Annotated in this window: 21 protein-coding genes; 7 read left to right on the top strand and 14 right to left on the bottom strand. The window is 71.8% G+C overall.

Features of this window, described 5'->3' with window-relative positions; translation table 11 throughout:
* Positions 1 to 21: 21 nt before the first annotated feature.
* The 3 genes from ACXJ1Y_RS07810 to ACXJ1Y_RS07800 all read right to left on the bottom strand — a co-directional run bounded on the left by ACXJ1Y_RS07810 (position 22) and on the right by ACXJ1Y_RS07800 (position 3,275).
* Positions 22 to 1,014, bottom strand: coding sequence for an Hsp33 family molecular chaperone (locus ACXJ1Y_RS07810; RefSeq protein WP_463849505.1), 993 nt, complete (start codon positions 1,012 to 1,014; stop codon positions 22 to 24).
* A gap of 64 nt (positions 1,015 to 1,078) precedes the next feature.
* A complete protein-coding gene (gene argF, locus ACXJ1Y_RS07805; protein WP_463849504.1) occupies positions 1,079 to 2,059 on the bottom strand; it encodes an ornithine carbamoyltransferase in 981 nt (326 codons plus the stop codon).
* Positions 2,060 to 2,084: 25 nt separating this feature from the next.
* Positions 2,085 to 3,275 (bottom strand): aspartate aminotransferase family protein, encoded by a 1,191-nt coding sequence (locus ACXJ1Y_RS07800; protein WP_463849503.1) that lies wholly within the window; start codon positions 3,273 to 3,275, stop codon positions 2,085 to 2,087.
* A 241-nt stretch (positions 3,276 to 3,516) separates the two neighbouring features.
* On the opposite strand from ACXJ1Y_RS07800, the gene ACXJ1Y_RS07795 reads away from it, so the two are divergent.
* Both ACXJ1Y_RS07795 and ACXJ1Y_RS07790 read left to right on the top strand, forming a co-directional pair.
* Positions 3,517 to 3,993 carry a RidA family protein gene (locus ACXJ1Y_RS07795; protein WP_463849502.1) on the top strand — a complete coding sequence of 159 codons (477 nt, stop codon included), beginning with the start codon at positions 3,517 to 3,519 and terminating at the stop codon, positions 3,991 to 3,993.
* A complete protein-coding gene (locus tag ACXJ1Y_RS07790) occupies positions 3,990 to 4,739 on the top strand; it encodes a glycerophosphodiester phosphodiesterase family protein (protein WP_463849501.1) in 750 nt (249 codons plus the stop codon). The genes ACXJ1Y_RS07795 and ACXJ1Y_RS07790 overlap by 4 nt, the downstream gene beginning before the upstream one ends.
* Positions 4,740 to 4,746: 7 nt before the next feature.
* On the opposite strand, the gene ACXJ1Y_RS07785 is transcribed toward ACXJ1Y_RS07790, so the two are convergent.
* Positions 4,747 to 5,154 carry a hypothetical protein gene (locus ACXJ1Y_RS07785; protein WP_463849500.1) on the bottom strand — a complete coding sequence of 136 codons (408 nt, stop codon included), beginning with the start codon at positions 5,152 to 5,154 and terminating at the stop codon, positions 4,747 to 4,749.
* A 168-nt stretch (positions 5,155 to 5,322) separates the two neighbouring features.
* Here ACXJ1Y_RS07785 and ACXJ1Y_RS07780 point away from each other — a divergent pair, with 168 nt between their 5' ends.
* Positions 5,323 to 6,543 (top strand): GNAT family N-acetyltransferase, encoded by a 1,221-nt coding sequence (locus tag ACXJ1Y_RS07780; RefSeq protein WP_463849499.1) that lies wholly within the window; start codon positions 5,323 to 5,325, stop codon positions 6,541 to 6,543.
* Positions 6,543 to 7,703, top strand: a complete 1,161-nt coding sequence (locus ACXJ1Y_RS07775; RefSeq protein ID WP_463850062.1) for a M20 aminoacylase family protein — start codon at positions 6,543 to 6,545, stop codon at positions 7,701 to 7,703. The genes ACXJ1Y_RS07780 and ACXJ1Y_RS07775 overlap by 1 nt, the downstream gene beginning before the upstream one ends.
* A 178-nt stretch (positions 7,704 to 7,881) precedes the next feature.
* Here ACXJ1Y_RS07775 and ACXJ1Y_RS07770 read toward each other — a convergent pair whose 3' ends face one another.
* From ACXJ1Y_RS07770 to ACXJ1Y_RS07745, 6 genes are all read right to left on the bottom strand, one after another.
* Positions 7,882 to 9,504 (bottom strand): TadG family pilus assembly protein, encoded by a 1,623-nt coding sequence (locus ACXJ1Y_RS07770; protein ID WP_463849498.1) that lies wholly within the window; start codon positions 9,502 to 9,504, stop codon positions 7,882 to 7,884.
* Positions 9,501 to 9,878, bottom strand: coding sequence for a TadE/TadG family type IV pilus assembly protein (locus ACXJ1Y_RS07765; RefSeq protein WP_463849497.1), 378 nt, complete (start codon positions 9,876 to 9,878; stop codon positions 9,501 to 9,503). The genes ACXJ1Y_RS07770 and ACXJ1Y_RS07765 overlap by 4 nt, the downstream gene beginning before the upstream one ends.
* 204 nt (positions 9,879 to 10,082) lie before the next feature.
* The gene (gene modC / locus ACXJ1Y_RS07760; protein ID WP_463849496.1) at positions 10,083 to 11,192 is read right to left on the bottom strand and encodes a molybdenum ABC transporter ATP-binding protein; all 1,110 of its coding nucleotides are present in this window, start codon (positions 11,190 to 11,192) and stop codon (positions 10,083 to 10,085) included.
* Positions 11,189 to 11,884, bottom strand: a complete 696-nt coding sequence (gene modB, locus ACXJ1Y_RS07755; RefSeq protein ID WP_463849495.1) for a molybdate ABC transporter permease subunit — start codon at positions 11,882 to 11,884, stop codon at positions 11,189 to 11,191. The genes modC and modB overlap by 4 nt, the downstream gene beginning before the upstream one ends.
* On the bottom strand, positions 11,881 to 12,693 hold the full coding sequence (modA, locus tag ACXJ1Y_RS07750; protein WP_463849494.1) for a molybdate ABC transporter substrate-binding protein: 813 nt from the start codon (positions 12,691 to 12,693) through the stop codon (positions 11,881 to 11,883). The genes modB and modA overlap by 4 nt, the downstream gene beginning before the upstream one ends.
* 91 nt (positions 12,694 to 12,784) lie before the next feature.
* Complete coding sequence (locus ACXJ1Y_RS07745; protein WP_463849493.1) at positions 12,785 to 12,997, bottom strand: hypothetical protein; 213 nt, start codon at positions 12,995 to 12,997, stop codon at positions 12,785 to 12,787.
* A gap of 206 nt (positions 12,998 to 13,203) precedes the next feature.
* Here ACXJ1Y_RS07745 and ACXJ1Y_RS07740 point away from each other — a divergent pair, with 206 nt between their 5' ends.
* The 3 genes from ACXJ1Y_RS07740 to ACXJ1Y_RS07730 all read left to right on the top strand — a co-directional run bounded on the left by ACXJ1Y_RS07740 (position 13,204) and on the right by ACXJ1Y_RS07730 (position 18,215).
* Complete coding sequence (locus tag ACXJ1Y_RS07740) at positions 13,204 to 14,142, top strand: 50S ribosomal protein L11 methyltransferase (protein ID WP_463849492.1); 939 nt, start codon at positions 13,204 to 13,206, stop codon at positions 14,140 to 14,142.
* Positions 14,143 to 14,182: 40 nt separating this feature from the next.
* The gene (locus tag ACXJ1Y_RS07735) at positions 14,183 to 16,009 is read left to right on the top strand and encodes a M24 family metallopeptidase (protein WP_463849491.1); all 1,827 of its coding nucleotides are present in this window, start codon (positions 14,183 to 14,185) and stop codon (positions 16,007 to 16,009) included.
* A 73-nt stretch (positions 16,010 to 16,082) separates the two neighbouring features.
* A complete protein-coding gene (locus tag ACXJ1Y_RS07730) occupies positions 16,083 to 18,215 on the top strand; it encodes a protein-disulfide reductase DsbD family protein (RefSeq protein WP_463849490.1) in 2,133 nt (710 codons plus the stop codon).
* A 4-nt stretch (positions 18,216 to 18,219) separates the two neighbouring features.
* On the opposite strand, the gene phoB is transcribed toward ACXJ1Y_RS07730, so the two are convergent.
* From phoB to pstA, 4 genes are all read right to left on the bottom strand, one after another.
* Positions 18,220 to 18,915 (bottom strand): phosphate regulon transcriptional regulator PhoB, encoded by a 696-nt coding sequence (phoB, locus tag ACXJ1Y_RS07725; RefSeq protein ID WP_463849489.1) that lies wholly within the window; start codon positions 18,913 to 18,915, stop codon positions 18,220 to 18,222.
* Positions 18,916 to 19,026: 111 nt separating this feature from the next.
* Entirely contained in the window at positions 19,027 to 19,740 is a 714-nt protein-coding gene (gene phoU, locus ACXJ1Y_RS07720) for a phosphate signaling complex protein PhoU (RefSeq protein ID WP_342166193.1), read from the bottom strand.
* A gap of 31 nt (positions 19,741 to 19,771) precedes the next feature.
* Complete coding sequence (pstB, locus tag ACXJ1Y_RS07715) at positions 19,772 to 20,569, bottom strand: phosphate ABC transporter ATP-binding protein PstB (protein WP_463850061.1); 798 nt, start codon at positions 20,567 to 20,569, stop codon at positions 19,772 to 19,774.
* Between the two features lie 54 nt (positions 20,570 to 20,623).
* Complete coding sequence (pstA, locus tag ACXJ1Y_RS07710) at positions 20,624 to 21,517, bottom strand: phosphate ABC transporter permease PstA (protein ID WP_463849488.1); 894 nt, start codon at positions 21,515 to 21,517, stop codon at positions 20,624 to 20,626.
* Positions 21,518 to 21,521 lie beyond the last annotated feature (4 nt).

Genomic DNA, 21,521 nt, shown 5'->3' with positions numbered 1-21,521 from the left:
TTGGCCGTAACGCTCCTGTCTTTACGTCGTCTTGCTGGCTTCGATCTCCGCCTCGACCTCGGCCGGGTCGAGGTCATAGCGGCGGGAGCAGAATTCGCAGGTGATCACGATGCGCCCGTCATCGGCCACCATATCCCGGCGCTCCTCGTGACTGAAGGAGCGGATCATGCCCATCACCCGCTCGCGGGAGCAGCGGCAGGTCTCGTGGACCGGCTGGCGGTCGAAGACGCGCACGCCGCGCTCGTGGAACAGCCGGTAGAGCAGCCGCTCGCTCGACACGTTGGGATCGACGAGTTCGTGGTCCTCGATGGTGGCGGCCAGCGAGCGCGCCTCGACCCAGGCATCGTCCTCCGGCGCGTCGGGGCCGAGATGGGCGTGGCCCTCGGGAATGTCGCCCGGCGGCAGGTCCGCCAGCCGCGCCCGGTCGATGGATTGGGGCAGGAACTGCACGATCAGCCCGCCGGCCCGCCAATGGCCGGCGCCCTCCCCCAGGGATTCGGCGACCGCGAGGCGCACCACGGTGGGGATCTGCTCGGATTGCCGGAAATACTGGTGGGCCGCCTCCTCCAGGCTCTGGCCCTCCATCGGCACCACGCCCTGGTAGCGGCTGGCGGCGCTGCCCTGGTCGATGGTCATGGCGAGGTAGCCGTTGCCGATCAGGTCGGCATCGCGCACGGGGGCGCTGCCCAGGGCCGCGACGCGCTCGGCATCGAAACGGGCGGTGGCGCGCAGCCGGTCGGGGGCCTCGAAATCGACCACGATCATCTCGACCGGGCCGTCGGTCTTGGTCTGGAGCTGGAAGCGCCCCTCGAATTTCAGGGACGCGCCGAGCAGGACGGTGAGCGCCGCCGCCTCGCCGAGGAGGCGCGCGACGGAATCCGGGTAGCCGTGACGGCGCAGGATCGTGTCGATGGAGGGCCCCAGGCGCACCACCCGTCCGCGCACGTCGAGGGCCTCGACGGCGAAGGGCAGCACCGCGTCATCGACGCCGGGGGTCTCGGTTCCTGCGGTCATGGTCTCTCCGTGAAGTCCCCCGTCATATGGTGACTCGGCAAGGGGTTCCCAAAGGGCCGGGCCCTCAGGCGCCGGCCGTCTGCAGACACCACGCGAGGATGCCCTTCTGCGCATGCAGCCGGTTCTCGGCCTCGTCGAACACCACCGATTGCGGTCCGTCCATCACCTCGGCGGTGACTTCCTCGCCCCGGTGGGCCGGCAGGCAATGCATGAAGATCGCATCGCGCTTGGCCGCCGCCATCAGCGCGGCATCGACCCGGTAGGGCGAGAGCAGGTTGTGCCGGTGGCTGTCGTCGTCGTCGCCCATCGAGACCCAGCAATCGGTGACGACCGCGTCCGCCCCGTCCACCGCCGCGCGGGCGTCGGTGGTGACGTTGAGCCTCGCCCCCTCGCGCTTCGCCCAGGCGATCAACGAGGCGGGCGGCGCCAGTTCCGGCGGGCAGGCGACGTTCAGGGTGAAGTCGAGCCGGGCGGCGGCGTGGACCCAGCTCGCCAGCACGTTGTTCGCATCCCCCGACCACGCGACGGTGCGGCCCTTGATCGGCCCGCGATGCTCCTCGAACGTCAGCACGTCGGCCATGATCTGGCAGGGGTGCGAGTGCTTGGTCAGCGCGTTGATCACCGGCACCGTGGCGTTCTCGGCCAGTTCCAGCATCTGCCCGTGGTCGAGGATGCGGATCATGATCGCGTCCACGAAGCGCGAGAGCACCTGCGCCGTGTCGCCGATGGTCTCGCCCCGGCCGAGCTGCATCTCGGAGCCGGTGAGCATCAGCGTCTCGCCGCCGAGTTCGCGCATCGCCACGTCGAAAGAGACGCGGGTGCGGGTCGAGGGCCGGTCGAACACCATCGCCAGGGTCTTGCCGACGAGCGGGCGCTCGGCCGCGCGCTCGCCCTTCCGGCGCCGGGCCTTCATGGCGGCGCTGGAGTCCAGCATGCGGCGGATCTCCCCCCCGGAGAAGTCCGAGAGGTCGAGGAAGTGGCGGGGCTGGGCAGCGGCGCCGGGACCGGCCGTGGCCGTTGCCCGGCCGTTGGTTTGGGTGGTCATGGGTCAGGGACTTTCCGGCGGCGCCTTACTCGGCCGCCCCGCGCAGCGCCGAGAAACCGTTCGCGGCGGCATCGAGCCGCCGGACCGCCTCTTCGACGTCCGACTCGGTGACGATCAGCGGCGGAATCAGCCGCACGACGTTGTCGCCGGCCGGGATCACGAGGAGGTTGGCCTCCCGTGCCGCCGCGGCGAATTCGGTGTTGGGCACGCCGAGCTTGAGGCCGATCATCAGCCCCTCCCCGCGCACGTCCTCGATCACGCGCGGGTGCCGGTCGCGCAGGGCTGCGAGCTTCTGCTTCAGCACGAGCCCGGTATGGGCGACGCGGTCGAGGAAGCCGTCGGACAGGATCACGTCGAGCACGGCGTTGCCCACCGCCATGGCCAGCGGGTTGCCGCCGAAGGTCGAGCCGTGGCTGCCGGCGACCATGCCGCGCGCGGCCTCCTTGGTGGTCAGGCAGGCGCCGAGCGGGAAGCCGCCGCCGATGCCCTTGGCCGCGCTGAGGATGTCCGGCGCGATGCCCGACCATTCGTAGGCGAAGAGCTTGCCAGTGCGGCCCATGCCGGTCTGCACCTCGTCCATGATGAGGAGCAGGCCGTGCCGGTCGCAGAGGTCGCGCAGGCGGCGCAGGTCGGCGGGGGGGATGACCCGCACGCCGCCCTCGCCCTGCACGGGCTCGATCATCAGGGCGGCGGTCTCTGGGCCGATCGCCTTCTCCAGGGCCGCGAAATCGCCGGTCGGCACCTGATCGAAGCCCTCGACCTTCGGGCCGAAGCCGTCGATGTACTTCTGCTGCCCGCCCGCCGCGAGGGTGGCCAGCGTCCGCCCGTGGAACGCGCCCTCGAAGGTCACGATCCGGTAGCGCTCCGGGTGGCCGCCCGCCGCATGGTACTTCCGCGCGATCTTGATCGCGGCCTCGTTCGCCTCGGCGCCCGAGTTGCAGAAGAACGCCACCTCCGCGAAGGTCGCCTCCACGAAGCGCCGGCCCAGCCGCTCGCCCTCCGGGATCTGGAAGAGGTTCGAGACGTGCCAGACCTTCGCCGCCTGCTCCTGCAGCGCGGCGACGAGGTGCGGGTGCGCGTGGCCGAGCGCGTTCACGGCGACGCCGGCCCCGAAATCGAGGTATCGCTGCCCGTCTCGCGTGAAGAGCCAGGCACCCTCACCGCGCTCGAACGCAAGGGGGGCGCGGGCATAGTTCGGCAGAAGGGCGGAAGTCACGGTCCGGTCTCCGTCGCGCGAGGGGTCGGCGGCACCAAATGAAAGTGCCGCCTCGATCACCGGGCGGCACGCGCGCGATTACTATGAATCGGGTCGGCGCTGTCAATCGCGCAAGGGATGTGCCGAACGCGCGGCAGGTGCGTACAGGGCCACAAAAGCCTATCCGCAACGGGGCCCCCTCCCCTTGCGCGTCCCGCCCCGCCCGTGTTCCAGAACCCCGGATTCCGGTGGAGATTCTCACATGAGCACGGTCAAGGAACGTCTGGCGGCCCTGGGGCTGAGCCTGCCCAAGGCAGCGGCCCCCGTGGCGAACTACGTGCCGTTCGTGCGCACGGGCAACCTCGTGATGATCTCCGGTCAGGTCTGCTTCGGCCCCGACGGCAAGATCGCCTCCACCCACACCGGCAAGGTCGGCGGCAACGTCTCGCCCGAGACCGGCAAGGAGGCCGCGCGGCTCTGCGCCCTCAACCTGCTGTCGCAGCTCGAGGCGGCGGTGGGCGACCTCGACCGCGCGGTGGTGCAATGCGTGCGCCTCGGCGGCTTCATCAACAGCGCCCCCGGCTTCTCGGCGGTGGCCGGGGTGATGAACGGCGCCTCGGACCTGATGGTCGAGGTGCTGGGGGATCGCGGCCGGCACGCCCGCTCGACGGTGGGCGTCGCGGAACTGCCCCTCGACGCCGCCGTCGAGGTCGAGGGCCTGTTCGAGGTGAAGGGGTGACGGGGTTCGGCTGGCTCACCGCCCGGCCGATCGCCCATCGCGGCCTGCACGACCGGGCGGCCGGCCGCCCAGAGAACACGCTCGGCGCCGCCCGCGCGGCGGTGGCCGGCGGGTTCGCCATCGAGTGCGACGTGCAGATCAGCGCGGACGGGGAGGCGATGGTCTTCCACGACCCGGCGTTGGGCCGCCTGACGGGGGCGAGCGAGCGGGTGAGCGAGACGAGCGCCGAAGCCCTCGGCCGGCTGACCGTCGCGGGCTCGGCCGAGGGCATCCCGACCCTGCCGGATTTCCTGGCGGCGGTCGCGGGCGCCGTGCCGGTGATCGTGGAGATCAAGTCGGCCTATGACGGCGACCTGCGCCTCGCCCGCCGCACGGCCGAGATCGCCGCCGCCTATGACGGCCCGGTGGCGCTGAAATCCTTCGACCCCGAGATCGTCGCGGCGCTCCGCGAGGGCCTGCCGACCCGCATCCCGCGCGGGATCGTGTCGGAGACGCGGCAGGACGACCCCGTCTATGCCACGATGACGGAGAACCGCCGTCGCAGCCTGCGCGACCTCCTGCATTTCGAGGAGACGCGGCCGGACTTCCTCTCCTGGCGGGTGGACGACCTGCCCTGCGCGCCGACCTCCCTCGGCCGTCTGCTCGCGGGGCTCCCGGTCATGGCCTGGACGGTGCGCAACCCGGACCAGCGCGCCAACGCCGCCGCCCATGCGGACCAGATGGTGTTCGAGGGGTTCGTGCCCTGAGGGCGCTTCACCGAACCGGTTGCAGCCCGTCGAGGAAGGCCGAGACCTCGCGCCGGTTCCACGAGGCGCCATTGGCCCAGAAGTCCAGCAACGCCTCGTGATTCCGACGCACCCAGGCGATCACCTGCGGTGCGGCGAGCCGCGAAACCGGCGAGCGCAGGAAATCGTCCCGGATCACCGGCTCCGGGCCGATGGAGATCACGAGGCAGGGAAGGTCTCGCCCCGCCCTGTCGGGATACCACTTCACGCGCGGCCCATGGGCGCCGAGGGCCGTCGAGACGAAGATCGTGCCCGGCACGCCCGTGTCCTGCTCGTCGAGATTCGCCATCTCGCTCAGCACGTCCTCGGCGAAATCATCCGGGAGTTGCGGAAGCTGAGCGTTGCGAAACTGAAGATCGAGAGATTCACGGGCCACGTCTAAATCCATGGGGCGGCACGATTCTTCTCTGAACGTGAGGGATCGGTCGGGCGATGGCAAGGGAGATCGACGGGACATCGACGCGATCCTGTTCCCGTCCGGCTAATCCCCGCCTGCATCGATCCGCCGCTTGCCCCGTCCCCGGCGACCGTTAGACTGGCGGGCATGAAGCAAGCCTCCGCGCCGCCGCCGGACGCCACCGCCCTCACGGTGAGGGCGCTCCCCGGCCTCAAGGAGATCGGTGCGCAGGCCTGGGATGCCTGTGCCCTGTCCCCCGAAACCCTGGCGGCGGGGGACGAGACCTACAATCCCTTCGTCACCCACGCCTTCCTCTCCGCACTGGAGGAATCCGGCTGCGTCTCGCGCCGCACCGGCTGGCTGCCGGTGCATGTCGTGGTGGAGCGCGAAGGCCAGTTGCTCGCGGCCGCGCCCTGCTACCTGAAATCCCATAGCCAGGGCGAATACGTCTTCGACCACGGCTGGGCCGACGCCTTCGAGCGGGCCGGCGGCAGCTATTATCCGAAGCTGCAGGTCAGCGTGCCCTTCACCCCCGTGACCGGGCCGCGCTTCCTCATCGCCCCCGGCACCGATCCGGACGAGGCGACGGCGGGGCTCGTCGCCGGCCTGCGGGCCCTGCGGGGCGAGGTCGAGGCCTCCTCGATCCACGTCACCTTCTTGCGCGAGGCCGAGTGGGAGCGCGCCGGGGCCGCCGGCTTCCTGAAGCGCACCGACCAGCAATTCCACTGGGAGAACGACGGCTATTCGAGCTTCGACGGCTTTCTCGAAGCCCTCTCCTCCCGCAAGCGCAAGACGATCAAGCGGGAGCGCCGCGACGCGCTGGCGCCCGGCATCACCATCGAGCACCTCACCGGGCCCGACCTGACCGAGGCGGTGTGGGACGCGTTCTACGGCTTCTACATGGACACCGGCGCCCGCAAATGGGGCCGCCCCTACCTGAACCGCCGGTTCTTCTCCCTGCTCACCGAGCGGATGGCCGACCGCGTGCTGCTCATCATGGCCAAGCGCGAGGGCCGCTACATCGCGGGCGCCATCAACATGATCGGCGACGCCGCCCTCTACGGGCGCAATTGGGGCTGCGTCGAGGACCACCCGTTCCTGCATTTCGAGGTCTGCTACTATCAGGCCATCGAGTTCGCCATCGCGCGCGGCCTCAAGCGGGTCGAGGCCGGGGCGCAGGGGGAGCACAAACTCGCGCGCGGCTACCGCCCGGTGCTGATGCACTCCGCCCACGACATCGCCGACCCCTCCCTGCGCAAGGCGGTGGCCGATTACTTGCAGCGCGAGCGTGCCCACGTGGCCGAGGCGGTCGATGTCCTCGACACCCTCACCCCCTTCCGGCGCGGCACCCCCGACGAGCAGGCATGATGAACCCGATCGAGCGTATCCAAGGCTTCTCCGACGAACTCACCGCCCTGCGGCGCGACCTCCACGCCCATCCCGAGATCGGCTTCGAGGAGGTCCGCACCTCCGGCATCGTGGCCGACCTCCTGGAGACGTTCGGCTGCGAGGTGCATCGCGGCATCGGCGGCACGGGGGTCGTCGGGCTCCTGAAGGGCCGCAGCGACAACGGCCGCCGGATCGGCCTGCGCGCCGACATGGACGCCCTGCCCATCGAGGAGGAGACCAACCTCCCCTACCGCTCGACCTATGCGGGCAAGATGCACGCCTGCGGGCATGACGGCCACACGACGATGCTGGTCGGCGCGGCCCGCTACCTCGCCGAGACCCGCGACTTCGACGGCACGGCGGTGTTCATCTTCCAGCCCGCCGAGGAGGGCCTGGGCGGCGCCCGCGCCATGCTGAAGGACGGGCTGTTCGAGAAGTTTCCCTGCGACGAAATCTACGGGCTGCACAACCAGCCGGGCGGGCGGCACGGGCAGATCAAGCTCTGCCCCGGCCCGATCATGGCGGCGGCGGATTTCTTCGACATCCGCATCCGGGGGCGCGGCATCCACGCGGCGCAGCCCCACCGGGGCAACGATCCGATCATCGTGGCCACCGGCCTCGCCCAGGCGCTGCAATCCATCGTCTCGCGCAATGCCGACCCGCTGAAATCCATCGTGCTCTCGATCACGCGGATCGCGGCGGGCTCGGCCTACAACGTCATCCCCGAGACGGCGCACATGGCGGGCACCGTGCGGACCTTCGACGCGGAGGTGCGCAAGCTCGCCGGCACGCGCATCCGCGAGTTGGCGGCGGGCTTCGCCGCCGCCTACGGCGCGGAGATCGAGGTCGACCTTCAGGACGTGTTCTCGGTGCTGGAGAACGCGCCCGCGCAATCCGCCGCCGCGACCGAGGTCGCCACCGAACTGCTGGGCGCCGAGAACGTCGATCCGCACGCGACGCCGCGCATGGGCAGCGAGGATTTCGCCGACATGACGATGCGGGTGCCCGGCGCCTATGTCTGGCTCGGGTCCGGGCCGGGACCGGGGCTGCACAACGCCGCCTACAATTTCGAGGATTCGATCATCCCCATCGGCAGCGCCTTCCTGGCGCGGATGGTGGAGCGCCGCACGGCGGCGTAAGCTCGACGGAAGCCGGGGCCGGCGGACCTTCCGCCGGCCGCCAGGACAACAGGGGGAGACGCGATGCCGTCCGACATGCAGGAATCGCGGGCGAGCCTGATCTTGCTCGGCGTCTCCGTCGCGGCGGTGCTGATCTTCGGCGCCCTCACCCTCCTGACGCAGCTCGGCTGAGCCCCGCCTACTGCACCAGCACGGCCTGTCCGCACAGGGTGCCGTCGACGCCGAAATCGGCATAGCCGAGGCGCAGGCCGACCACCTTCAGCACCGTGTTGAGGACGAGGTCCAGGGCCGGGGCCGCCGCCGTGAGGGTGAGGGTGAGCGCGGGCTGGAGCAGCGGCCCGGCGCCGATCCCGTTCACCGAGAGGACGAGGCCCCCGAGCAGGCTCCCCGTCAGGGATTGCGCCACGTTGCCGGAGGAGATGCTGCGCAGGGTCTTCGCGGTGATGTCCGCATCGGTGAAGATGAGCGATTGCGAGCCGGTGCCGAGCGTCATCTGCGTCCGGCCCGTGACCCGCACCAGCGGCAGGGCCAGCAGCGTCGCGGGTTGCGACAGATCCGGCCCGGTGTCGGCGGTCGTGATCGCGCTGCGCGGCACGTCGGCGATGGCCAGCGTCGCGATGCCGGTCTGGCCGTCGATCACCACCTGCCGTCCCCCCGAGGGCGAGCAGGTCAGGCTGCGCAGCGTGCCCTTGGCCGGGGCGGCCTGAACGAGGAGCGGCAGCGCGAGTTGCCCGAGCCCGAGGGGCGCCGTGAGGCTCGCCTCGATCAGCAGGCGCGTCTGCGCCGTGCGCACGGTGGCGTTGGCGGTGCCGGGGCGGACCCAGCCGGAGCTGCGCCTCCGCTCGCCGATGGCCAGCGTCAGCTTGGTCGAGAGCAGGCCGGGGATGGTCGCCCCGAGATCGATCGCCACCGGGTTCTGCCCGTTCGCGATGGCGGCGGCGGCGCTCACGAGCCCCATCACCGGCACCGCAGGCCCGGCGAGGCCCTTGCCCGGCGCGAGGGCCGCCGCATCGGCCAGGGCATCGAGCCGGCTCACCGGCACGAGGTTGCCGGCGTTGGGCAGGGCGTTGAGGAGGCCCGTCAGCGCCGAGACGGCGGCCCCGTTGCCCTGCGCGCCGACCCGGAGCGCCATCAGGATCTGTCCGACGCTGGCATTGGCCTGCAGGATCTGCGTGTAGCTCCCCGCCTGCAGGCCGAGGCTGGCGCCCAGGGCGTCGAGGACGCGCAGGCCGTCCACCCGTGCCCCGAGCAGGGCGTTGTAATCCATCACGCTCAGGGAGAGCTTGGCGCCGAGGAGCGAGCCGAGGACGCCGTTGGCGATTCCGCCATCCAGGGCCGCGAGCCCCGAGCCCACGGTGAAGGCGGCGAACTGCGCCGTCGCGGCGGTGGCCGTGACCGTGACCGGCACCGAGCCCGGCATCCCGATGACGCGGGCGAAGGTCGCGGGCGCGGCGGCGGTGAGCCTCACCCGCACGGCGTTGCCGGTGCCGCCCGTGGCCTCGCTGTAGCGCGCCCCGTTCGGCGCCGAGGAATCGTAGGTCCCGGTGCCGATGGTCGCCTGGGTGGCGGCATAGCCGTTATCCGCGAGGGACCGGCGCGCGATGTCGCCGGCACGGCCGACATCGATGGCCCCCAGCATGGCGGCGACGTCCGCCGCGCCCTGCGCCTTGCGCTTGGTCTGGACCGCGACGCCGAGATCGATCCCGACCGCGCCCACCGCCATCAGCATCGTCGAGCACAGGGCCACGAGGATGGCGACGTTGCCCCCCCGCGCCCGGCCGAAATGCCGTGCGGCCCTCACAGTCCGCCCCGGCGCACGCTCACCGTGCTCGACAGGATGGTCGGCAGTTGCGGCAGGATGCGCCCGAACAGGCCGAAGCCGAGGCTCGTGGCGTCGAGGGTCACGGTCACGACGGTGACGTTCGGATCGCCGGAATCGGCGCCGACCTGCACGATAACGCTGCCCGGCTTGAACATCGCCCCGTGGCTCAGGCTGCGCATCACCGTGTCCCGGACGAGGGAAGCCCGCTCGGCATCGGTGGTGCCAGCGATGGAGGCCCGGGCCGCCTCGGCTGCTACCAATCGCAGGTTGTGTGACGCGCCGAGGAAGATCCCGAACACGGTGATGCCGAAGAACAGGGTGACGAGCATCGGCGCAACCAGCGCGAACTCCACGGCCGCACCGCCACGGGTGCAGGACGCCCATCGACGCGGGCGTGACCAGGCCGAAACACTGCGCCGGGAGGGGGAATGGAGAGGGAGCATGGGTCGGATCCGGCCGGGGCTCGGTGGCGAGATACAACCCAGGGTAGAAACCGAAAACCTAATTTATAGTTGTTTCTGAAGAGACAAGGTTGCGATATCGTGCAGCCTGCGACGTCAGATCGCGATGGTCGGACGGCCGGTCCCGAAGCCGGCGGGATCGAAGGCCGCGCTTTTGACGATCGCCACGACCTCCCGGCCGGGGGCGAGGGCGAGGTCGCGCACGGCGGCCTCGGTCAGGCGCGCGAGCAGGATCGCGCCGTGGCAATCGATCTCCACCAGCACCCCCGTCCCGGCGGGGACGAGGCCGGCGACCCGGCCCGGCAGGGCGTTGCGCGCGGAGAGCCCCTGCGGGGGCAGGGTGGCGACGAGCACGTCGCGGGCGGGGATGCGCACGCGCAGCCGCGTGCCGGGGGGCTTGGCGAGGTCGGGGACCAAGAGCGGCCCCGCCTGCCCCGTCAGGCGGGTGAGGCCGGTGCCGGCGTCGGTGCCCTCCACCACCATGTCGAGGAGGGCGCCGGGCTCCCCGTGGAGGGGGATCAGGTCGGCCCGCCGCAGGAGGGTTTCGGCGGGGCCGGTCGCGGCGACGCGGCCGCCGTCGAGCACGACGAGGGTGTCGGCGAGCCGCGCCACCTCCGCGACGGAATGGCTGACATAGACGATGGGCACGCCCGCCTCGTCGCGCAGGCGCTCGATATAGGGCAGGATCTCGGCCTTGCGCGCCTCGTCCAGGGCCGCGAGCGGCTCGTCCATCAGGAGGAGCCGGGGCTTGGCGAGCAGCGCCCGGCCGATGGCGACGCGCTGGCGCTCGCCCCCCGACAGGCCCGCCGGCTGCCGGGCCAGGAGCGCTTCGATGCCGAGCATCCCGGTGACGGCGGCGAACTCCGCCGGATCGTGGGGCAGGCGGGCGAAGACGCGGCCATAGGCGAGGTTCTGCGCGACGCTGAGATGCGGGAAGAGCCGCGCATCCTGGAACACCACGCCGACCCGGCGGCGATGCGGCGGCAGGAAGCGCCTGGATGCCGTGTCCACGAGGACATGGCCGCCGGCCGCAATCCGCCCCCGGTCGGGCCGGGCGAGGCCGGCGATCAGGTCGATCAGCGTGGTCTTGCCGGAGCCCGAGCGCCCGAACAGGGCGGTGAGCCCCGGGCCGGCGGCGAAGGCCGCCTCCAGCGTGAACGCCCCCCGCCGGAGGGCGACATCGACGGCGAGGGCCGGGTCCGTCATCCCGCCCCCAGCCGGCGCCCGGCGCGGGCGGCCAGTGCCTCCGAGACCAGGAGGGCCGTGATCGACAGGGCGACGGAGACGAGGGTGAGGCGCAAAGCCGGCCCCTCCCCGCCCGGCACCTGGGTGAGGGTGTAGATCGCCGAGGGCAGGGTCTGCGTCTGCCCGGGGATATTCGAGACGAAGGTGATGGTCGCGCCGAACTCGCCCATCGCCTTGGCGAAGGCCAACACCGCCCCGGCGAGGCATCCGGGCAGGCTGAGCGGCAGGGTGACGGTGAGGAACACCATGAGGGGCGAGGCCCCGAGGGTTCCGGCCGCGTCCTCCAGCCGGCTATCCACCGCTTCGAGGGACAGGCGCATCGCCCGCACCATCAGGGGAAAGCCCATCACCGCGCAGGCGAGCGCCGCCCCGGTCCAACGGAAGGCGAAGACGATGCCGAGTTCCGCGAGCGGCGCGCCGAACACGCCCTTCCGGCCGAAGGCGAGGAGGAGCAGGTAGCCGGTGACGACCGGCGGCAGGATCAGCGGCAGGTGGACGAGCCCATCGAGGAGCGCCCGCCCCGGAAAGCGCCGCCGCGCCAGCAGCCACGCCACCCCGAGCCCGAGAGGCAGGGAGGCGAGCGTGGCCAGGGTCGCCACCTGGAGGCTGAGCAGGACGGCCTGCCACTCCTCCGGGCCGAGGCCGAAGGTCAATGCCCGCTGCCGGGCGCGCCGATCACCGTGAAGCCCTGCCGCTCGAAGGCCGCCCGCGCCGGGGCGCTCTTCAGGAAAGCCAGGAGGGCCTCCGCATCGGGGTTCCGCGACTCCTTCGTCAGGGCCGCCGGGTAGACGATGGGCGGGTGGCTGTCGGAGGGGAAGGTCGCCACCACCCGCACGCTGCGGTCGGCGGCGGCGTCGGTGGCGTAGACGATGCCGAGCGGCGCCTCGCCCCGGGCGACGAGGAGCAGGGCCGCCCGCACGTTCTCGGCCTGGGCCACCTGCCCCTTCACCGCGTCCCAGCCGCCGAGCTTGTCCAGGGCCGCCTTGCCGTACTTGCCCGCCGGCACCGCCGCGGTGTTGGCCATGGCGAGCTTGCCGCCGGCCAGCGCCTTCGCGAGCGTCGTGCCGAGGTCCGGCGCGAGGGCGATCTGCGGGTCCGACCCCGCATCGGCCCTCGCCGGGGCGATCAGCACCAGGGCATTGCGCAGAAAGTCGAACCGGCTGCCGGGCCGGATCGCGCCGGCCTTGTCGGCATAATCCATCCAGGCCTCGTCGGCCGAGATGAACAGGTCGGCCGGCGCCCCGGCCTCGATCTGCTTGGCCAGCGCGTTCGAGCCGGCATACGAGATCCGCGCCGTCTTGCCCGTGTCCCTCGTCCAGAGGGCGGAGGCGTCGTCGAGGGCGTTCTTGAGGCTCGCGGCGGCGAAGACCACCACCGGCTCCGCCGCCCGCGCGCGCGACCCCGACGCCACCGGCACCGCCGCCAGCGCCGCCGCGAGCCAGACGCGTCGTGTGATCGCCATGGAAACACCCCTCGCCAGCCGAACCGTTATATCCGGCCGGCTATCGCGATGATCTTATGACCGGTGCGGGATCCGGCAAGGGGTGATGAGGTCAGGCCTCGTCGGAGGTCTGTCCGGCGGGGCGGGAGGGGGCGCCCTCGGCGCGGTGGAGGCGGCTGAGGGCCACGAGGAGGCGGCCCGGCAGGGGCGAATCGGGCAGCGGCGCGCCGTAGCGGGCGTCGCGTCGGGCTCTGGCCGACTGCGCCAGAACGATCGGCCCGTGCGGGCCGGATTGGCCAGGGAGGGGACGACTCGAACGCTTCACTCTTACTCTTCCCTTGAACGACTTCGTGACGAAGCTCCCGAAAACGTCGGCACCCTGCACGGGTTCCGGGCTCATGGGGTCAACGCCTGGCCTCGATGCCGCAATCCTGTGCATGGCTTCGAAAGAATCGCGGGAGCGTGTCCGAACCGGCACGATTTCGCGCCAACCCCTGTGCCGCGACGGGCGGGCGCGCTAACAGGGCGATCATGCTCGAAGGCCTGCCGCCCCACCGCCCGACTCACGTCCTCCGCCTCGACACCGACGAGAAGTCGGCGCGGGCGATGACCGACCTCCTGGGCGAGATGTTCGACCCCACCGAGACGGCGGTCGCCGCCTTCGAGGACGAGGACGGCAAGACGTGGCGCCTCGAAGCCTACTTCGCCGATGAGCCCGACGAGGCGTTCGTCCGCGGCCTGATCCGGCCGGTGATCGGCGCGCAGGCCGACGAGGCCGAGTTCCGCACCATCGCGGAGCAGGATTGGGTGCGCTCCTCCCTCGAAGGGCTGAAGCCGGTGCGCGCCGGCCGCTTCCTGATCCACGGCTCCCACGACCGGGAGGCGCGGCGGCCGAACGACCTCGCCATCGAGATCGAGGCGGCGCTGGCCTTCGGCACCGGCCATCACGGCACGACGTTGGGCTGCCTGCGGGCGCTGGTGGCCGAGCGTAAGCGCCGCCGGCCGCGGCACGTCCTCGATGTCGGCACCGGCACGGGCATCCTGGCCTTCGCCGCCGCCAAGGAGTTGCGCCGCCCGGTCGTGGCGGGCGACCTCGACGGCGAGGCCGTGACCACCGCGCGGGAGAATGCCCGCCTCAACGGCCTCGGCCCCTGGCTGAAGCTCTACCATGCCGGCGGCACCCGCCACCGCATGGCGGCGCGGGACCGGCATTTCGACCTCGTCTTCGCCAACATCCTCGCGCGGCCCCTGCGGCTCCTCGCCCCGAGCCTCGCCCGCGTCGTGGCGCCGGGGGGCACGCTGGTCCTGTCGGGCCTGATCGAGCGCGACGTGCCGGGCGTCCTCTCGGCCTACCGCCACCAGGGTTTCGCCCTGTCGCAGCGCGGCGTCATCGAGGGCTGGGTCCACCTCGTCCTGCGGCGGGGCGGCGCCGCGCCGCGCCATCGGACGAACTCCGTGCGGACGCCGTGACCCGTTGCGGGCCGAGGCTCGCGGGCGATAGGCTCCGCGCATGACCGAGTCCCGCCGCCGCTTCCAGACCTTCGACGATCCCGGCCACCGCAAGGGGCCGGAGCGGATCGCGGCCCTGCGCGCGGCGCTCCGCGAGGCGGGGGTCGATGGGTTCGTGGTGCCCCGCGCCGACGAGCACCAGTCGGAATACGTCCCCGCCGACGCGGAGCGGCTGGCCTGGCTCACCGGCTTCACCGGCTCGGCCGGCACCGCCGTGATCCTCACCGACGCCGCCGCCCTCGTCGTGGACGGGCGCTACACCCTGCAGGCCCCCGCGCAGGTCGATACCGGCGTGGTGAGCGTGGTGCCCCTGGCCGAGACCAGCGCGGAAGCCTGGATCGGCGAGCATCTCGGCCGCGACCGGGTGCTCGGCTACGATCCGTGGCTGCACACGCCGGACGGGATCGCGCGGCTCGAACGGGCGGTGGCCAAGGCCGGCGGCTCCCTGCGGGCGCTGCCCGAGAACCCCGTCGATTCCTGCTGGGCCGGGCGGCCGAAGCCCCCCTCCGGCCGGGTCGTGGCGCAGCCCGAATCCCTCGCGGGCGAGGCGGCGTCCGGCAAGCTCGCCCGGGTGCGCGCGGCGCTCGTCGCCGATTCCTGCGACGCGCTGGTGATCTCGGACCCGCACAACCTCGCCTGGGCGTTCAACCTGCGCGGCGGCGATGTCGGCCACACGCCCCTGGCGCTCGGCTACGCGATCCTGCCCCGCGAGGGCCGGGCGCGGCTCTACCTCGTCTCCGGCGACATCGACCCGGCGTTGCGCGCGGCGCTCGAACCCATCGCCGAGATCGGCGCGCGCCCCGACCTCGACGAGGGCATCGCCGCCCTGTCCGGGGCCCGCGTGCGCCTCGACGGGGCGACGGGCGCCGTCGCCCTCAAGGAGCGGGTGGAATCGGCCGGCGGCACGGTCGATGTCGGGAAGGACCCGATCACCGCGATGAAGGCGGTGAAGAACGCGGCCGAGATCGCCGGCACCCGCGAGGCCCACCGCCGCGACGGGGCGAGCGTGGTGCGCTTCCTCGCGTGGCTCGACGGCGCGGCGGCGCGGGGCGACCTCACCGAGATCGCCGCCGTCGAGGCGCTGGAGGCGTTCCGCGCCGAGGGCGGCGACCTGCGCGACGTCTCCTTCCCGACCATCTCCGGCTCAGGCGCGAACGGCGCCATCGTCCATTACCGGGTGACGCGGGAGACCGACCGGGCAGTCCGGCCGGGCGAGTTGTTCCTCGTGGATTCCGGCGCGCAATATGCCGACGGCACCACCGACATCACCCGCACCCTCGCCGTCGGCGAGCCGACGGCGGAGATGCGCGACCGCTACACGCGGGTGCTGCAGGGCCACGTCGCGATCTCCCGCGCCGTGTTCCCCAAGGGCACGAACGGCGCGCAGATCGACGGCTTCGCCCGCCTGCCCCTGTGGCGGGCCGGGCTCGATTTCGACCACGGCACCGGCCACGGGGTCGGCGCCTTCCTCTCGGTGCACGAGGGGCCGCAGCGCATCGCCAAGACCGGCACCGTGGCCTTGGAGCCCGGCATGATCCTCTCGAACGAGCCCGGCTACTACGCCGCCGGGCGCTACGGCATCCGCATCGAGAACCTCGTCCTCGTGGAGCTCCGCGAGGTGCCGGGCGGCGAGCGGCCGGTCCTCGGCTTCGAGACCCTGACCCTCGCGCCCTACGACCGGCGCCTCATCGACGCGTCCCTGCTGGAACCGGGCGAGTGCGCCTGGATCGACGCCTACCATGCCCGCGTGCGCGACGCGCTGTCGCCGCTCCTCGACGCGCCGACGCGGGCGTGGCTGGAGGCCGCGACGGAACCCCTCGGGGCGTAAGGCCCTCCCCTGCCCCATAAAAGCCGGTGCGGAGGCCGAGAAACCTGCCGCCGCCCGGCACGAAGAGTCCCGCATGATCGCCCGCCTGCTCCTGATCCTCGCCTGCCTCGCTTGCGCCCCCGCTTCGGCGCAGGGGTTCCGCGCCCCGGCGGACCTCGTGCGGGCGAGCCTCGTGGCCGAGCCCTCGGCGGTGGCGGGGGGCACGCCCTTCACCCTTGCCGTGCACATGAAGCTCAAGCGCGGCTGGCACGTCTACTGGCGCAACCCCGGCGATTCCGGCCTGCCGCCGGAGGTGACGTGGGCCCTGCCCGCCGGCTTCGGCACCGGGGCGATCCGCTGGCCGGCGCCGCACCGCATCCCCATCGCGACGCTGATGAATTACGGCTACGAGGACGAGGTGACGCTCCTCGTCCCCGTCACGCCGCCGCCGAGCCTCGACCCGGCCGAGCCGGTGCGGATCGCGGGCAAGCTCACCTACCTCGTCTGCGAGACCGAATGCGTGCCGGGCGCGGCCGACCTCGCCCTCACCCTGCCGGTCGGCAAGCCGACGCCCGACCCCGCCAACGCCGCCCTGTTCAACCGGGCGCGGGCGGCGCTGCCCGTCGCCCCCGTCTGGCCGATGCGCCTGTCCCGCGAGGGCGACCGCATCCGCCTGGACTTCGCCACGAGCGGCCTGCGGGCGGATTCGATCAAGTCCGCCGCCTATTTCCCCTATGGCGAGACCGCCCTCGACAACGCCGCCGAGCAGGGTCTCACCGTCGATGACCAGGGCCTGCACCTGAGCCTGACACGGGGCGACGACAAGACCTTCCCCCTCTCCCTGCCCGGCGTGCTGACCGTGGAGGAGGACACGGGCAACGGCCCGATCCGCCTCGCCTTCGCCTATGGCGACGAGCCGGCGCAGGTACCCTCCACCGCCGTCGCCCCCCCGGCGGCGGCCGGCGTCCCGCCCGTCCCGGCGGCGGACCAGCCGACCCTGCTCGCGGCCATCGGCCTCGCCCTCCTCGGCGGGCTGATCCTCAACCTGATGCCCTGCGTCTTCCCCGTTCTCTCGATCAAGGTGCTCGGCCTCGTGCGCCAATCGGGCGAGAGCCGGACCCGCGTGCGCCTGCACGGCCTCGCCTACACGGCCGGGGTGCTCGCGAGCTTCCTCGCCCTCGCCGGGCTGTTGATCGGCCTGAAGGGCGGCGGGGCGAGCCTCGGCTGGGGCTTCCAGTTGCAATCGCCGCCGGTCGTGGCGGGGCTCGCCTATCTCCTCGTCGCGGTGGGCCTGAGCCTGTCGGGGGTGTTCAGCCTCGGGGGACGCTTCACCGGCCTCGGCGACGGGCTCGCGCGGCGTTCGGGGCTGCCGGGCTCGTTCTTCACGGGCGTCCTCGCGACCCTCGTCGCCACCCCCTGTACCGCGCCGTTCATGGGCGCGGCGGTGGGCTTCGCCCTGACGCAGGGGCCCGCCGTGGCGCTCGCCGTGTTCGCGGCCCTGGGCCTCGGCCTCTCCCTGCCCTTCCTGGCCCTCACCCTGTGGCCCGGCGCCGTGCGGGTGCTGCCCCGCCCCGGCGCGTGGATGGAGACGCTGAAGCAGGCGCTGGCCTTCCCGGTCTACGCCACGGCGGCGTGGCTGATCTGGGTGCTGGCGCAGCAGGTCGATGCGCGGGGGCTGTTCGCGGCCCTGATCGGCGTGGTGCTGGTGGGCTTCGCCGCCTGGGCCTGGGAGCGCAGCCGGGGCGCGACGGCCCTCGGGGAGCGGATCTTCCAGGGCCTCGCGGGCCTCGCCCTCATCGCCGTGGCGATGCTCGGCTTAGGGCTCGCGCAGCAGCGGGCGGTGCCGGCGGCGCAGGCCGCCGCGGAGGGCACCGAGCCCTACAGCCAAGCCCGCCTCGACGCCCTGCGGGATGCGCGGCGGCCGGTCTTCGTGAACCTGACGGCGGCGTGGTGCATCACCTGCGCCGTCAACGAGACCACCTCGCTCTCGCGGCCGTCCGTGCAGGCGGCGATGCGGGCGAAGGGCGTGACCTACCTGAAGGGCGACTGGACCAACCAGAACCCCGAGATCACCCGCTTGCTTGAACGCCACGGCCGCAGCGGCGTGCCGCTCTACCTGCTCTACGCGGGCGGCGGCGACCCCACGATCCTGCCGCAGATCCTCACCGAGGGCACGGTGCTGGAGGCGCTGGCCGCGATCCCCGACCGCACGGCCGAGGCGCGCTGACGCCTCACGGCTCCAGCGAGAAGGTCTCGTCGAAGGCGTAGCCCGAGCCGCGCACGGTGCGGATCGGGTCGGTCTGGCGCGGGCCGTTCAGCGCCTTGCGCAGGCGGCCGACATGCACGTCCACGGTGCGCTCGTCGATGTAGACGTCGTGCCCCCAAACCCCGTCGAGCAATTGCTCGCGGGAGAAGACCCGGCCGGGGCTGAGCATCAGGAATTCCAGCAGGCGGAACTCGGTCGGCCCGAGATGCAACTCGGCGCCCCCGCGCCGGACCCGGTGGCCGGTGCGGTCGAGCTCGATGTCCCCCGCCGCCAACCGGTCCGCCACATGGGCGGGCTTGGCCCGGCGCAGCAGGGCCCGGACGCGGGCGAGGAGTTCCGGCACGGAGAACGGCTTGACGATGTAATCGTCCGCCCCCGTGCCGAGGCCGCGCACGCGGTCCCCTTCCTCGCCCCGGGCGGTGAGCATGATGACCGGCATGCGCTCGGTCTCGCGCCGGGCGCGGATGCGGCGGCACAGTTCGATGCCGGACAGGCCCGGCAGCATCCAGTCGAGGAGGACGAGGTCCGGCGTGCGCTCGGCGAGGAGCAGTTCGGCGTCGTCGCCGCGCGCGGCGGCATCGACGCTGAAGCCCTCTGCTTCGAGATTGTACCGCAGGAGGGTGGTGAGCGCCTCTTCGTCCTCGACGATCAGGACACGCATGCTCGGGAGTCCATTCCACGCCCGTTCCCCCCGGCCGGGCTCGACCGAGGGTTGCGGGCAACGCTGATACGCCGGAGCCGTCACCGCCGGGGAGGCGATGACGGCGATGGTTCACGCGCCGGGGGTGACGGTCGCGTAGTTGGAGGCGTCGTTCTTCGGCCGGTCGCCCATGAAGATCTCGCCCGTGGCGAGGTAATGGATCGTCTCGGCGATGTTGGTGGTGTGATCGCCGATCCGCTCGACGTTCTTGGCGCAGAACAGCAAATGCGTGCAGAACGAGATGTTGCGCGGATCCTCCATCATGTAGGTCAGGAGTTCGCGGAACAGGGAATTGTAGAGGGCGTCGATTTCGCCGTCGCGCTCCCACACGTCATGCGCCGCCTTGGTGTCGCGGCTGGCATAGGCGTCGAGCACGTCCTTGAGCTGCCCCTCGGCCAAGTCGCTCATGTGGCGCACGCCGAGCACGATCTTCTGGGCGGGCGACTGGTCGGCGATGGCCGTGACGCGCTTGGCGACGTTCTTGGCGAGGTCGCCGATCCGCTCCAGATCGCCCGAGACGCGGATCGCCGAGATGGTCTCGCGCAGGTCCACCGCCAGCGGCTGGCGCCGGGCGATGAGCAGGACGGCCTTCTCCTCGATCTCGCGCTGGAGGGTGTCGAGGCGCTTGTCGGCGATGATGACGGTCTGGGCCAGGGCCTCGTCCTGCCGGGCGAGGGCGAGGGTCGCCTCGCCGGTCATCTTCTCCGCGACGCCGCCCATCTCCGAGATCGAGCGGCGCAGGTCTTCCAAGTCCGTGTCGTAGGACGTGACGATGTGGCCGGGCATGGCGAGACCTCTGCGGTTCTTGGTCGGTGGCTCAGCCGAAGCGGCCGGTGATGTAGTCCTGCGTCTTACGCTCGTTCGGGTTCATGAAGATCTTGTCGGTCTGGCCGAACTCGACCAGCTCGCCGAGATACATGAACGCCGTGTACTGCGAGATGCGGGCGGCCTGCTGCATGTTGTGCGTGACGATCACGATAGTGAACTCGTCGCGCAGCTGCTCCATCAGCTCCTCGATGCGGCCCGTGGAGATCGGGTCGAGGGCCGAGGTCGGCTCGTCGAACAGGATCACCTCCGGCTTCTGCGCCACGGTGCGGGCGATGCAGAGGCGCTGCTGCTGGCCGCCGGAGAGGCCGGTGCCGGGCTGCCGGAGCTTGTCCTTCACCTCGTCCCACAGGGCGGACTTGCGCAGCGATTCCTCGACGCGGACGTCGAGTTCGGCCTTGGGCAGCTTCTCGTAGAGGCGCAGGCCGAAGGCGACGTTGTCGTAGATCGACATCGGGAAGGGCGTCGGCTTCTGAAACACCATGCCGATGCGCGAGCGCAGTTCGTTCAGGTCGACGTTCGAATCGAGGACGTTGCGCCCGTCGAGGAGGATCTCACCCTCGGCGCGCTGCTCCGGGTAGAGGCTGTAGATGCGGTTGAAGCAGCGCAGCAGGGTCGACTTCCCGCAGCCCGAGGGGCCGATCAGCGCCGTGACCTTCCGGTCGTAGAAGTTGAGGTTGACGTTCTTCAGGCCGTGGAACGAACCGTAATAGAAGTTGAGGTTCTTGACGGCGATGCGGACGGCCCTGTCGGCGGCGGGATTGCCACGGCTGAGGTCCCCGGTCGGCATCGCGGAGGCGGCGTTCATCGTCATGTCCTCGTGATGGGTTCGGACGTCACGCCCTCAGCGGGCGTTCTGAGGCTTGATCACCAGGCGGGCGATGATCGACAGGGCCAGGATGGTCGTGGTGATCAGCAGGGCGCCAGCCCAGGCGAGGCCCTGCCAGTTCGGATAGGGCGAGAGGGCGAACTGGTAGATCATCACCGGAAGGTTCGCGACGCCGCCCATCAGGTTGGGGGAGAACCAGGAATTGTTGTTGAGCGCGGTGAAGAGCAGTGGCGCGGTCTCGCCCGCGATGCGGGCCAGCGCCAGGATGATGCCCGTCACGATGCCGGAGGAGGCGGCCCGCCACGTCACCGAGGTGATGACCTTGGAGGGCGGGGCGCCCAGCGCCGCGCCGGCCTCGCGCAGGGTGCCGGGCACGAGGCGCAGCATGTCCTCCGTGGTGCGCACGATCACCGGCACCGCGATGATCGCCAGGGCGACGCCGCCGGCCCAACCGGAATAGGTCCCCATCGGCCGCACCATCAGGGTGTAGACGAACAGGCCGATCAGGATGGACGGCGCCGAGAGCAGCACGTCGTTCAGGAAGCGGATGATGTCCGCGAGCTTCGAGCCCCGCCCGTATTCGGCGAGGTAGGTGCCCGCCATCACGCCGACCGGGGTCGCCACCACGATGCCGATGGTCGTCAGCACGAGGCTGCCGAGGATGGCGTTGGCGATGCCGCCGCCTTCCGAGCCGGGGCCGGGGGTCGGCTGCGTGAACAGGGTCGGGCTGAGGCCCCGGATGCCCTCGACGATGAGCATCAGGAGGATCGAGCCGAGCACCACCGCGCCCACCACCGTCGCGACGAGGCAGGAGATGCGCAGGGCCCGGTCCGCCACCCGGCGGCCGGGGCGGACGCGGCTCGCGCGGAGGGGGGACGGGGTCGTCACCATGGGGTTCGTGGCATCCATCGGG

The organism is Methylobacterium sp. TK26 (assembly GCF_055361565.1).
Note: the sequence above shows the minus strand (reverse complement) of the source record. Positions and strands in the feature narration are given on the sequence as shown.

Coding starts and splice junctions, on each gene's coding strand:
- ACXJ1Y_RS07810 (WP_463849505.1), bottom strand. CDS start 1,014: ATGACCGCAGGAACCGAGACCCCCGGCGTCGATGACGCGGTGCTGCCC.
- argF (WP_463849504.1), bottom strand. CDS start 2,059: ATGACCACCCAAACCAACGGCCGGGCAACGGCCACGGCCGGTCCCGGC.
- ACXJ1Y_RS07795 (WP_463849502.1), top strand. CDS start 3,517: ATGAGCACGGTCAAGGAACGTCTGGCGGCCCTGGGGCTGAGCCTGCCC.
- ACXJ1Y_RS07780 (WP_463849499.1), top strand. CDS start 5,323: ATGAAGCAAGCCTCCGCGCCGCCGCCGGACGCCACCGCCCTCACGGTG.
- ACXJ1Y_RS07775 (WP_463850062.1), top strand. CDS start 6,543: ATGAACCCGATCGAGCGTATCCAAGGCTTCTCCGACGAACTCACCGCC.
- modC (WP_463849496.1), bottom strand. CDS start 11,192: ATGACGGACCCGGCCCTCGCCGTCGATGTCGCCCTCCGGCGGGGGGCG.
- modA (WP_463849494.1), bottom strand. CDS start 12,693: ATGGCGATCACACGACGCGTCTGGCTCGCGGCGGCGCTGGCGGCGGTG.
- ACXJ1Y_RS07740 (WP_463849492.1), top strand. CDS start 13,204: ATGCTCGAAGGCCTGCCGCCCCACCGCCCGACTCACGTCCTCCGCCTC.
- ACXJ1Y_RS07735 (WP_463849491.1), top strand. CDS start 14,183: ATGACCGAGTCCCGCCGCCGCTTCCAGACCTTCGACGATCCCGGCCAC.
- ACXJ1Y_RS07730 (WP_463849490.1), top strand. CDS start 16,083: ATGATCGCCCGCCTGCTCCTGATCCTCGCCTGCCTCGCTTGCGCCCCC.
- phoB (WP_463849489.1), bottom strand. CDS start 18,915: ATGCGTGTCCTGATCGTCGAGGACGAAGAGGCGCTCACCACCCTCCTG.
- phoU (WP_342166193.1), bottom strand. CDS start 19,740: ATGCCCGGCCACATCGTCACGTCCTACGACACGGACTTGGAAGACCTG.
- pstB (WP_463850061.1), bottom strand. CDS start 20,569: ATGCCGACCGGGGACCTCAGCCGTGGCAATCCCGCCGCCGACAGGGCC.
- pstA (WP_463849488.1), bottom strand. CDS start 21,517: ATGGATGCCACGAACCCCATGGTGACGACCCCGTCCCCCCTCCGCGCG.